The organism is Nostoc sp., assembly GCF_036919495.1.
Taxonomy (GTDB): domain Bacteria; phylum Cyanobacteriota; class Cyanobacteriia; order Cyanobacteriales; family Nostocaceae; genus Nostoc.
This window is the reverse complement of record NZ_JBALBZ010000078.1, coordinates 21159-33190: the sequence shown is the minus strand read 5'-3', so window position 1 is coordinate 33190 and position 12032 is coordinate 21159. Positions and strand designations below refer to the sequence as shown.

Below are 12032 nucleotides of genomic sequence, written 5' to 3'. Positions count from 1 at the left end.
TTGAACTTGGAATTCTATCTAGGAGTTCCCAAACGCAACGCTAACAAAGCTGTTTTTTTGGCAATTTGTATACTACATACAAATAATTTATCGTTTAGCCGTGCTAGTTCAACTTAATTCTTTAATTAATTGTTTAGAGAGTGCTATATGCAAAAACCAAACGACCAAAAAGACTATTTCCTTAAGTACCTTTCCCTTGCTCCTGTTCTTGCCGTTATTTCTGTATCAGTTGCCTTCTCTACCTGGGCAATTTTTAATTATTTTTTACCTGATCTTCTTTTTCATCCTATGCCATGACATGAATAGTGATGATTTAAAACCGTTATCATCACTATTTCATTGTTAGTAATATTCTTGTTGACACTAAAAAGCGCCCTCCTTTGTGGGAGAGCGCTTTTTGATTTAGCTAAACTTCAGAATTAACCGTTGATAGCAGGAGCGCCCATTGCGACAGGAGCAACATCACCAGCAGCCAAATCTAAGGGGAAAAGGTCGTGGCTTCTATTTCTATGACTTCGATGGCCACAACTTAGAATTGTTGACCCGTGCATAGATATTTTACATCAAGTCAACGCATTACTTCTTTACTAAAAAATATGCTGTGGCATAGTCCGGCAATTGGCTGATATTCTGCCCAAATTCTTTTTTATTCTTAAATATACCTGCCAAAAAATCGAGTTGATAAAGATTGGGTAAAAATGCTCCACCTGTATCTGCGAGGACTCCCATTTGCAGATGTTTGCGACCACCTTGAGTATGCTCAATCACAATTACTTTACCTAAACCGATATTTAAAACATCCCCAGCAAAAGTAACTCCGGGTTTAATAGATATTTTTGCATCTATTTTGTATCCGTACCCTTTAATAGCATCAACCTCTCTAAAATACCAGTAACGCTTTTGTGCTGTTGCCTTCAATCCGCGAATATAAGACATTCCATTATTTCTATCTACATTGAAAAATGCCTTATAACCATCTGTAAAATTAATCAGTATTGTTCCTTCCATAATTGCTTCTTCTAAGCCATTTCTGGTTAGATAAGCAAGACTTGTAACTTTTCCAAATTCTTTACCACCTGGTTCATAAATACCTGACAAAACATCCTGCTTTGTGTATCTAGTGTAGAATTTATCGTTATTAGAGTTTTCTTTTAAACTATAAATTGGTGTATTAAAAGTAGAGGTTTTTTTACGAGAACCGGGGTGAGTAAACACAGCATATTTGGTAATTCTTAATTGTTTTTGTTTTTTGTCTTTTGGGTTATAAGCAGTCCATTTAATAACTCGAAAATTGGAATTGATAAACTTGGAGTCTTGCAAACGAGTAGCTCGATTATTCGCAATATCCTCTTTTAAGATAACAATCATGAAGTTCAAAGTATTGATGACATCTGGAACAGTAACGCCTTGAGTAGCAAGCATCCCTGTACGCAAAATATCTGGGTCTTCTGAACTATAATCTTGAAAATATTTTCTAGTATTAACGAGAACGGTTAACAAATCTTTTTGATTGAACTTGATCTTAGTACTTGGCAGTTTGGCTGGAGTAACAACTTGGCTACCATTGATACTAAATTTATACTTTTTGAATTCATCGACAACTGAATAAGGTGCAGATGCGGCTAATAAATCCTCTTGAGATGAGAAATCATTTTGCTTGCCTATAATTTCATCAGATGTTTGTTTAGTGATTAAAGGATTTTTAAATCTCAAATTAAGTTGATCATAAACTTGATTTGAGGTGAAGTAAATCTGTGATTCAAATGGGTTAAAATTTTCTTGCTGAGTAAAAAACTGATCTTGTTGAGCTAGCTGTTTAGTTTTTGACTGAGTATATAGATGGCTACTGGCTAAACCGACAATCAATAAGGCAGCACAACCTATTGTGAAGCGAAATTTTTGACTGGATAAGATATTCATAAATGGAAAAATAAATTTTTAATGCTAAATAATCAAGGTTATGTTTCTATCACCTCACGCACTAACTGCGCCAATTTTTCGGCACTATCGGGAACTGCGATCGCATGAGCTTTTTCTCCCATCTTTGCTAATTCATCTGGCGATCGCAACAAATTCAACACATTACTTTGCAATATTTCTGCCGTCAACTCTGACTGCTTCAGTGTTAACGCCGCACCAGATGAAGTAAATACGTCTGCATTATAAGATTGATGGTCTTCGGCAGCAAAGGGGTAAGGAATCAAAATTGCTGGCGTTCCACACACTGCTAATTCTGTCAAGCTACCAGCACCAGAACGACTAATGGCTAGAGTTGCTCGTTGCAACAATGCTGCCATATTGTTGTAAAAAGGTAAAACTATGTACTGTGGATGTTTAAGACTATCTGCTTCTGGATCGCGATCGCCAGTTAAATGTACTACATAAGCACCAGCATCAAACCAAGCGTTTGCAGATTCACGCACTAACTTATTAACCGCAACTGCGCCCTGGCTACCACCAAATACGACAATTAAAGGAACACCTTCAGGAATAGCTAAATCTAAGGGTGCATGAATTGCCCCATCGAGGAATTGCGCCCTTACAGGAGTACCAACACAGACATTTTTAGCACGGGGCAAATACTTAGCAGCTACTTCAAATCCCAAGGCTACCGCGTTACACCAAGGGCCAAAAAAGCGAGTTACTTTACCAGGTATTGCGTTAGATTCGTGAAAAACCACGGGTAAACCCAAGGAACGCGCCGCAATCACGGCTGGCCCGGCAATGTAACCCCCTGTGGTAAACACCCCTTGAAAATTTCCCTGCTTCAAAATTCGCCTGACTTCTATAATCGAAAGGCCGAGTTTTCCCAAAATCCGAATCGAGGAGAGTCCAAACCCTTGCTGAAACCCTTCAACTGCAATAGTATTCAAGGGATACTCTTTAGGGACAAGTTGAGTTTCTAGCCGATTAGTTACTCCCAGCCATTCGATTTGATAATCTGGCAATTTTTGTGCCAGTGCAATCGCTGGAAACAAATGTCCACCAGTGCCACTGGCAGCTATTAATAATCGTATCGGTGCGTTTGCCATCAAACCTCTACCGTTTAGCGTCTAGCTTAACTAAGATAAAACAATTTCCTTACTTTCTCTCATCAAATCAGTAAACTCTTAACCAATGACAAACATTATTACCGCTTTAGTGAGACGACAACTCAGATTTCCAGCTAGTATTTGGCTAGTTTCATTCCTGCTAACCCTTGGTTTAACAAGTGGTTGGCAACGCACTCAAGCTGCGACACCACAACAATTAGTCCAAGCTGGTACAGCCCAAAATGCACCAGCCGATGTGAAAAACCTGTTGACACAAGTTGATGCAGCCGCTAGTCGGGGCGATGTCAAAGGGGTGTTGCAATTCTACAGCCCCAACTTCACTCATGGGGATGGATTAAACCTGCAAACCCTGGAAAAATCTTTGACTTCACTTTGGCAACGATATCCCAAATTGCAATATAGTACAAAACTGCTATCTTCAAAACCTGAAGGCAATGGGATTATTGCCGAAACAGAAACGAAGATAACTGGCTTACCCTCCGCTAGCAGTAATAATTCGGCTCTTAATGCCACGATTAAATCGCGTCAGCGCATTGTAGGCGGAAAAATAGTCCGTCAAGACATTTTGTCAGAACGCACCCAACTTACCTCTGGTAGCAAGCCGCCTCAAATTGATATTAAATTACCACAGCAGGTGCTGGTTGGTCAGAAGTATAGTTTTGATGCGATCGTCCAAGAACCACTTGGTGATGATTTTCTACTAGGAACGGCACTAGAGGAACCCATCCAAGCAGATAAATTTCTCAACCCCACACCCGTGGATTTGGAATTACTGACATCTGGCGGATTGTTTAAAACCGCACAAGCACCATCTATCCCTGGTAGCCAGTGGGTTTCTGCTGTCATCCTGCGAGGTAATGGGATGACAATGGTAACTCAGCGCTTGCAAGTGGTGAAGAAATAGAGACGCGATTAATCGCGTCTGTACAAGAGTTAGGAGTTATAGACGAGTGATGATAAATTATGAACTATGCAACTTGTACTATTTCATAATTTATAACTATTAACTCCTCACTCCTAACTATCCTAATGACTTCGCTAGAAAATCAAATCATTTTAATAACTGGTGCAAGTAGTGGTATTGGTACTGCTTGCGCGAGAATCTTCGCTGGCGTGGGTGCAAAACTAATCCTAGCAGCACGACGGCTGGAACGTTTGCAGCAGCTAGCAGATACTCTCATTAAAGAATTTGGTATTGAAATTCATTTGTTACAGCTAGATGTGCGCGATCGCAATGCTGTAGAAGAAGCCATTTCTACTCTACCCTCTGCCTGGTCTAACATCGACATCCTTATTAACAATGCTGGTCTAAGTCGTGGTTTAGACAAGTTGCACGAAGGCAGCTTTCAAGACTGGGAAGACATGATTGATACTAACGTTAAGGGTTTACTTTACGTGTCCCGCTATGTCGTTCCGGGAATGGTAAGCCGCGATCGCGGTCATGTGGTAAATTTAGGTTCCATTGCTGGACATCAAACTTATCCTGGTGGTAATGTCTACTGTGCTACCAAAGCTGCTGTGAGGGCAATTTCGGAAGGTTTAAAACAAGACCTGTTGGGAACGCGGGTCCGTGTAACTTCCGTTGATCCTGGTATGGTAGAAACGGAATTTAGCAATGTGCGCTTTCACGGAGACGCTGAACGTGCCAACAAAGTCTACCAGGGAGTTAAGCCCCTGACAGCAGATGATGTGGCTGATGTGATATTTTTCTGTGTGACGCGATCGCCCCATGTCAATATTAATGAAGTTGTGCTGATGCCTGTTGACCAAGCTAGCGCTACTCTAGTTAATCGGCGAACATAAGGAGTAATTAAGCGGTTTTAAAAAATCGAATAATTTCGCGGACATGATCGAGAAATTGCCCATCTGTGGAAAGTTGCGCGATCGCATTTCGTGCTTCTCTGGCCAAACGCTCATGTTCAGTTTGATTTGTCGCCCGTAATTCTTCTAAATTAGCCGCAATTCGAGCTAAATCTCTGCGAGTTTCTTCGGCAAAGCGTTGTTGAGTTGCGGGTAATGAATAAGATTGTTCTGGGTTAAGTTGCTCCTCGAATGACTGGATTTTTTGTTCTAATATAGAGAAGCGATCGCGCAGTTCAACAATATCTTCGCGGGGATATTTCCATTCTTGGCGAATCATCGCTAACCGCGCATATAAATACTCGTAAGCTCGAATCGCTGGACGCAGAATTGTTAATAACAAAGCTGCACCAGAACTTATATATCCAACTGTACTAATACCAGTGGTAGCAAGAGTATAAAGACCAACGGCTGAGAATAAGTGTAAAGCAATGGCAACCCAGAGCGATCGCTTTGCCAACACTGTGACATAGTTTACTTGTTTCTCATCGACTGGAATTTTTTTCTCTTTAGATTGTGCTGCTTCTGCTAAGACTTCTTTAGCTTGAAAATGCACATTCCACGGGACGGTAACAATTACCAATAGCCACCAAAAACTTGCACCACCAATCACCCAATCAAGAAAGTTACCAGCAGGGATGTGCAACCATTGTAATAAACCAAAAGCTGTTAGTACCACAATTACAATTCCAGCAATGGAACTGATGAAAAAGTTGATATACATTTTGCCCTGTCTCCGGTGAAACTATACCTCGATCATGACTATGCCCCAGCAGTTATACGGAAATGCTTGTGATGGTTTTTCTATTTGCACACACCAGTTTGTCAATGAAGTAGCTACGCCAATTAAGTTAATTATCTTTGCTACCCTTTTAACAAAAGTAGCAAAAAACGTGATTGTGATGGTTTTTTTAGTTGCACATATATAAATAAAATGAATCACACCTTAGAAACAGAGAAGGTAGAAATAATGAAATACTGCTTTGTAGAGTTTCAAGTAGATGATTGCAAAAGATTCAATGCCCTTTGTGAAGTTTTCAACGAAATTAAAATAGATAAAGACAATAATTCTTGGCGTAATGAAGAAGATTGGCTAATTTTTTTTGATCGCAAAGCACTATCACATTTTTGGTGGCCTAGTGAAGAAGAAGAGACTGAACATTTCCGTCGCTGGTTTGCAACACCTGTGGAACAGAGGTGGACAGATCCTAGTCTCGAAACTCCTTGGGACTTGTATTCTATGTTTGATGCTTTTAAAAATGGTGAATATCAATTAATTGCTTGTAGGATGGTTTCTGCCGACAGAGCTAAACTTGAATTTGAACCCTTTAGCTATCCCTATGGCGGAACTGGTGCAATACAGGCGGTAGTTGAATCCTTCGATTTTCTAATTCTTGCAGAAGATGACGGTACAGGATACACAAAATTTAACCTGTAACTTAGGAAAACGTGAGACAATCAAACCTTTCCCTGTCTCTATTGGATGAGATAGCTACGCCAAATTGATTGAGTATTTTTACTACCTTTTTCTGGAATTAGCGATCGCCAGGTTTTGCCTTCTTGTTGAATTTGCAGGTAAACGTCAAAGGGTTTTTTTGGTTGCGTCAAGCGCCGTTTTGGTAGCTTTAGAATTAAGTCGTAGGTTCCCCGAACGCGGAAAGCTGGTAAATTTTCAATCGTTAGGGGTTGTTCCTGGGTAATTGATAACCGGTTGATTTCAAATCCTTGAAAATCTAGATCCAACTGCTGGCTAAGTTTTTGTTGAGTTTGGTCTAGCCCAAGTGCGATCGCTTTTTGCACTAACTCGCTAGTCGGTAGCAGTCCGATACTGCCACAAGCTGTCACTAGCACCAGTAATATTGCTGTCAAAACTAACCGCACTATGTTATTCACTGCCCGATCTGCTATTTTCATCCTTATCAGTTTAACCGGACAGACTGCTGCTTTTTCAGCATTGAGTAACTCCTTTGCTTTTCACCCATATCATTTTTTAAGCACGTTCTTGAACCTCACCCCCAACCCCTTGCTTACTAAGGCTATCGTGTACACAGAAGTCTTGCCGCAGCGATATCTTTAAATCTTGCACTGCGTTTCTATCCCGCCTCGGAATGAATTTCGAGTCTCATAGCTGAACTTTAGTTCAGGGCGGGATATCGGTGAGTAAGGGGTGGACATTTTTATACTTGTGCGTACACCGTAGGCTAAGGAGAAGAGAGTGTTGACGTTCAGCAAATCCGGGGTGAGATTGCACCAAAGAACCGCTATTATCCTCTAGATAGTAGTAAAGGCACGTAGAACCGTGCCTTAATTCGCAAAAAATATTATTTTGACAGGTTTTTGCTTTACAGGAAATTTAAAACTGGCGTAAAATTGCAGACAATGAACTATCTTTACGAAGATCCATTAAGTCTGCTAAAGATTCTGTGCGCGCATCCAAGTGGTGCTTGTGTTCTGCTGGCAGAACCGTCACCAAATGTTTTGTTTTAGGTTGCATCTGCATAACGGGCATCAGTTGTGACTGTGGCAAAAAGATTGGTTGGTTCTTGGGAAGGCGAGGTTCCAATCTTTGGGAATGGTTCTGTGCCAAGCGTGCCTGATTACGGTTAACCAGTTTTTGGACTTTTTGCGGTTGCTTTGTCCGGTTGAGCATTCGGAAAATGAGCAGGCAACCACTACCACAGCTGAGGACGATCGCAGCCACCATCCATAAAGGTGTAGGATTACTATTCTCAGAGGGCGCATTGATTGGTTCTTCAACTATAACCGGGATTTTTTCTGGTTCTTCTTGTGTTACCTGTCCAGCATTACCTAAGCTATACAGGGCAAAGGCACCACCTCCTATAAACATGGCTAAACACCCAGTTAACAATAGCCAAGGATGATGTGCAACCAGATATATCAGAACGTTCGAGCTTTGTTTTAATCTCGATTTTCTGTTTGTCAGCTCTGGAGTAGCCCTTCTGAATCGGGTTGGCTCGCGCTGTACACTCTGACTTTTTTCCATGATTACTTTCAGATTTGTACCCCTCTAGTCCATAAATTGTACTGGAGGAGTTAAGCATCAGGTATCCGTAACAAAGTTTCAGATTTAAGTAGCTTTTTTTGTAAAATAGATGCTACTAAATCTGGCTAACTTTTTTCAAAGTTCTGTATTTCTTGTGACTTTTCGCCCTAATAATCTAAAATCAGTTAGGTTATTTTCTCCGTTAGCTAGGGGAATGCCTTTCGATCGCAAGTTGAATTAACCGATCAACTAACTCTGGAAAGGAGACTCCACTATGGGCCCAGAGTTGGGGATACATACTAGTCGCAGTAAAGCCTGGCAACGTATTTATTTCGTTAATAAAAACTTCTTGTGTCGCTTCCACATAGAAGAAATCTACCCTTGCCAACCCCGCAGCATCAACAGCTACAAAAGCTTGCAAAGCCATGTCCTGAATCTGACGAGCGATCGCATCTGGAAGCTGTGCAGGTATCAGTAAATCTGCTAGCCCCTCTGTATATTTAGTTTCATAGTCATAAAAATCGCTATCATAAGTAATCTCTCCAATGACAGAGGCTTGGGGTTGATCGTTACCCAAAACGGCACACTCGACTTCTCTCGCTACGACACCAGCCTCTACAACTAATCGGCGGTCATAACTAGCAGCATTATCTAAAGCGGCTTCTAATTCTGGGCGCGATCGCACTTTGGCAATACCCACTGATGAACCCAAATTAGCAGGCTTGACAAAAGCAGGATAACCTAATGCTGCCTCAATGTCATCACACAGTTTTGGAAACACGCAAGGATTAGACCAAACTTGCGTTCTAGTTATGGCCTTGTATTTTACCTGTGGTAGTCCCGCTTGCTCAAAAGCCATTTTCATGGCAATTTTATCCATCCCCATTGCCGAACCTAACACCCCAGAACCCACAAAGGGGACTTGCATCAAAGTCAGTAACCCTTGAATTGTTCCGTCTTCACCGTTGGGGCCGTGGAGAATGGGAAACCAAATATCCACTTGAGCAACTTGAGAGGGAGATTGCCACTTACTGAGGGTTTGGGCTTGAGGGTTGGATGTGAGATTTCCAACAGATGTTGATTGTTCTGATTCCAGTAGCGGAGCGCCGGTTTCTAAAACCTTTTCAGGTGCTTCTCCCGCCAGCCAGCGTCCATCTTTTTGGATGTAAAAAGGCAGTATTTCGTACTTATTAGCATTTTGCTCTGCACTTAAGGCTTTAGCGATCGCCCGTGCTGAGTTGATCGAAACTTCATGTTCTCCCGAACGACCGCCAAACAATAACCCCACGCGCAGCTTAGTCATTTTTGGTTCCTCCACACTTCTCAAGCAGATAGCGTATCATAACCTACAAAAGTTGCCATGTTTTTCTTTTATTTCTTTTACCGTTAGGACTAGCTGTTTCAAAGTGATTTGGAAAACATCTTTTTCTTCTCTGATATCTCTGTGCTTCTGCGGTTAAATTAATTACTTTTAAACCGCAGAGGCGCAGAGAACACAGAGTAAAGAGATTCAAGAGAAATTTTTGGCTAGAAAAAACTTTACTATTTGAGGTGTGAAACTAAGCATTGAGGAGTTAGTCAGCGATCGCCCATCTGACATAAGGACGGGAAGTTACTACACTTTTGTAAGTAATTAGACGACCAGGCGGATTGGATTTCCGTAAATCCACACGGAAATAAGCTTTTTTATTCTTAAATTCTACATTGTAAAAAGTATTATCCTGCCCACGAGTTTGACCTACACAAGAAGCATAATTACTGCGTAAAGGTGAAACAAATTCCACAAATTGCTTATTTTTAGATGAAACCAACTTAGTTTCATCTGCAAATTCTCTAGTATCTGCCACTACCGTATGTTCAGCACCGCCTTCATAAGGTAGAACAAACCACCACAGTCCAATTGTTTTAGGACATGTACCACTGCTACCTTGTATATTCAGTGTTACATTAGGTGCAGAAATCGGCCCTGGCTGTTGCTGTGGCTGTACTTGCGCTGTAGCAGCTAGGGTTCCTACCACAAATAAGGGGCATAAAATAGTGCCAAAACTTGTTAATTTTACTAAATTTTTCATAACTTAAATCTTTTCAAATTTCAGGTATCTAAATATAGCGCCTCTCGAATGGAAGCAATACACTTTGACCTCACTTCTATTCATCTCTCCTAAAAAGAGAGAGGCTTTGAATCTTATTCCCCAATGCTACAAGGGTTGGGTTTAGGTCTGTATTACACTTAATTCAGAAGTCGCTATAACAACATAGACTTTCATAAATTTGTAAAAGTGCCATCTTATTTGAAATAATCGTGTTGTCAGCTACAGTTATATTCCAGGAAAGCAAGCAACAATATTGATAAATAACTAGAAATGCAGCCCTACCTGTAAAAGATGCTGCCTTTTCATGAAACCCCGAATTATTGTTTGTGGCTTAGGACGTACCGGATATAAAACCTTTCGTTTGCTGAGACACCAGGGAGCCTTCGTTGTTGGCATTCATCACCAATCTATTCCTGGCGAAACAGCAGGAGATGTGATTGTTGGCGATTTACAAGCAGCTTCTACCCTAACAGCAGCCGGAATTCAACAGGCACACACTTTAGTAATTGCTGGTTCTAAAGATGCTCTGAATTTGTCTATTATGATGCAAGCGCGGGTGCTAAATCCCCAGATTCGGATTATCAACCGTTTTTATAATACAAATTTGGCGGAACGCTTAGATCAAAGTTTGCCAGACCACTTGAGTATGAGTGTTGTGGGTTTAGCAGCACCCGTATTTACTTTTGCAGCAATGGGAAACCGAGCGATCGGACAAATCAAATTATTTCAGCAAACTTGGCCAATTCACGAAGAATACATTGATGAAAACCACTTCTGGAAAGGTCTAAAGCTGAGTGAATTGTGGGAAGATCGATCGCGGATGCTGATTTATTACTTGCCAGTAGAAGGTGAGATGGATTTGGTGTCAGGTGTAATATCTGGACAAGAGATTAAAGTAGGCGATCGCATAATTATTGGTACACAACCCCGCATCCGTACCCCCCGAAGATCATTGATTACAAAACTGCTGAAAGCCCTGACCAATTTTAGGCAGTTTCAGGAACACGGGCGATCGGTAGTGATGGGTGCTATTGCACTTTTGGCAGTTATTGCGATCGCTACATTCACTTATATGTCGGCTGAGTTGAGTTTGTCTCCTGTCGATGCTCTATATTTTTCTGTCGGCATGATTACGGGAGCCGGTGGTAATGACAAAGTAGTAGAAAATGCTCCTAACAGTATTAAGTTATTTACTGTTGTGATGATGCTGGTTGGAGCAGTGGTAATTGGTATTTGGTACGCAATGCTCACCGATTTTGTCTTAGGAAGCCGCTTTAAGCAATTTTGGGATGCAGCCCGAATTCCCCAACGATATCACTACATTGTCTGTGGCTTGAGTGGTATTGGAGTGAGAATTGTCCAGCAACTCCACGCCAGTGGACATGAAGTTGTAGTAGTTGAACCTGATTCCAACAACAAATATATCAACACCGCCCGCGAACTAGGTATCCCCGTCATTCAGGGAGATGCCAGTTTCCGTACAATACTCAAAGCCAGCAATATAGACTCTGCCGCCGCAGTGCTTGCTGTTACTAGCAATGATGCTACCAATCTGGAAATTGCCCTCAAAGCCAAGGGACTGACTCCCAGCATTCCGGTAATTGTTCATTATGCCGATCCCGATTTTGCTGGCATAGCGCAACAGCTATTTGGTTTTGAGGCCGTACTAAGTCCGGCTGAACTAGCAGCCCCAGCTTTTGCTGCTGCTGCACTAGGGGGACGCATCCTCGGCAATGGCATCACAGCAGATAGTCTTTGGGTGGCTTTTGCAACTGTGATTACACCTTCACACGTTTTTTGTGGCCAGTGGGTGAAAGATGTAGCCATGTCTGCTGACTGTGTTCCTTTGTACGTAGAAACGAACCACCAAACGCTTCACGGCTGGGATTTATTAGAAACTAACCTCAGTGCTGGTGACGTTTTATATATGACAATGCCAGCGACGCGGTTATATCAATTGTGGCGGGGCGAACAAGTTTGTGAAGCACACGCTTAAATAATTCGTAATGACGCTCCTGTGTC

The 12032-nt window shown here is 41.6% G+C and carries 12 protein-coding genes; 5 read left to right on the top strand and 7 right to left on the bottom strand.

Translation table 11 applies throughout. The features are described 5' to 3' along the window. The first annotated feature begins 147 nt into the window (after positions 1-147). The gene (locus V7K25_RS10535; RefSeq protein WP_335157594.1) at positions 148-297 is read left to right on the top strand and encodes a PsaJ protein; all 150 of its coding nucleotides are present in this window, start codon (positions 148-150) and stop codon (positions 295-297) included. A 279-nt stretch (positions 298-576) separates the two neighbouring features. Here the strand turns inward: V7K25_RS10535 and V7K25_RS10530 are convergent, their stop codons facing one another. Further along, the gene (locus V7K25_RS10530) at positions 577-1920 is read right to left on the bottom strand and encodes a hypothetical protein (protein WP_335157592.1); all 1344 of its coding nucleotides are present in this window, start codon (positions 1918-1920) and stop codon (positions 577-579) included. 38 nt (positions 1921-1958) lie between these two features. Further along, positions 1959-3032, bottom strand: coding sequence for an undecaprenyldiphospho-muramoylpentapeptide beta-N-acetylglucosaminyltransferase (gene murG / locus V7K25_RS10525; protein ID WP_335157591.1), 1074 nt, complete (start codon positions 3030-3032; stop codon positions 1959-1961). An 85-nt stretch (positions 3033-3117) separates the two neighbouring features. Here murG and V7K25_RS10520 point away from each other — a divergent pair, with 85 nt between their 5' ends. Together V7K25_RS10520 and V7K25_RS10515 are read left to right on the top strand one after the other, a co-directional pair. Then, a complete protein-coding gene (locus V7K25_RS10520; RefSeq protein WP_335157589.1) occupies positions 3118-3957 on the top strand; it encodes a nuclear transport factor 2 family protein in 840 nt (279 codons plus the stop codon). Between the two features lie 125 nt (positions 3958-4082). Then, positions 4083-4856, top strand: coding sequence for an SDR family oxidoreductase (locus V7K25_RS10515; protein WP_335157587.1), 774 nt, complete (start codon positions 4083-4085; stop codon positions 4854-4856). A gap of 7 nt (positions 4857-4863) precedes the next feature. Here the strand turns inward: V7K25_RS10515 and V7K25_RS10510 are convergent, their stop codons facing one another. Then, complete coding sequence (locus tag V7K25_RS10510; protein ID WP_335157585.1) at positions 4864-5637, bottom strand: hypothetical protein; 774 nt, start codon at positions 5635-5637, stop codon at positions 4864-4866. A gap of 246 nt (positions 5638-5883) precedes the next feature. Here V7K25_RS10510 and V7K25_RS10505 point away from each other — a divergent pair, with 246 nt between their 5' ends. Beyond that, positions 5884-6351 carry a hypothetical protein gene (locus V7K25_RS10505; protein WP_335157583.1) on the top strand — a complete coding sequence of 156 codons (468 nt, stop codon included), beginning with the start codon at positions 5884-5886 and terminating at the stop codon, positions 6349-6351. A gap of 38 nt (positions 6352-6389) precedes the next feature. On the opposite strand, the gene V7K25_RS10500 is transcribed toward V7K25_RS10505, so the two are convergent. The 4 genes from V7K25_RS10500 to V7K25_RS10485 all read right to left on the bottom strand — a co-directional run bounded on the left by V7K25_RS10500 (position 6390) and on the right by V7K25_RS10485 (position 9989). Further along, positions 6390-6797, bottom strand: coding sequence for a hypothetical protein (locus tag V7K25_RS10500; RefSeq protein WP_335157631.1), 408 nt, complete (start codon positions 6795-6797; stop codon positions 6390-6392). Between the two features lie 469 nt (positions 6798-7266). After that, complete coding sequence (locus tag V7K25_RS10495) at positions 7267-7761, bottom strand: hypothetical protein (protein ID WP_335157581.1); 495 nt, start codon at positions 7759-7761, stop codon at positions 7267-7269. 358 nt (positions 7762-8119) lie between these two features. Further along, positions 8120-9220 carry a D-alanine--D-alanine ligase family protein gene (locus V7K25_RS10490; protein ID WP_335157579.1) on the bottom strand — a complete coding sequence of 367 codons (1101 nt, stop codon included), beginning with the start codon at positions 9218-9220 and terminating at the stop codon, positions 8120-8122. Between the two features lie 271 nt (positions 9221-9491). Then, positions 9492-9989, bottom strand: coding sequence for a hypothetical protein (locus V7K25_RS10485; RefSeq protein WP_335157577.1), 498 nt, complete (start codon positions 9987-9989; stop codon positions 9492-9494). Between the two features lie 325 nt (positions 9990-10314). Here V7K25_RS10485 and V7K25_RS10480 point away from each other — a divergent pair, with 325 nt between their 5' ends. Continuing rightward, entirely contained in the window at positions 10315-12006 is a 1692-nt protein-coding gene (locus V7K25_RS10480; RefSeq protein ID WP_335157575.1) for an NAD-binding protein, read from the top strand. Positions 12007-12032 lie beyond the last annotated feature (26 nt).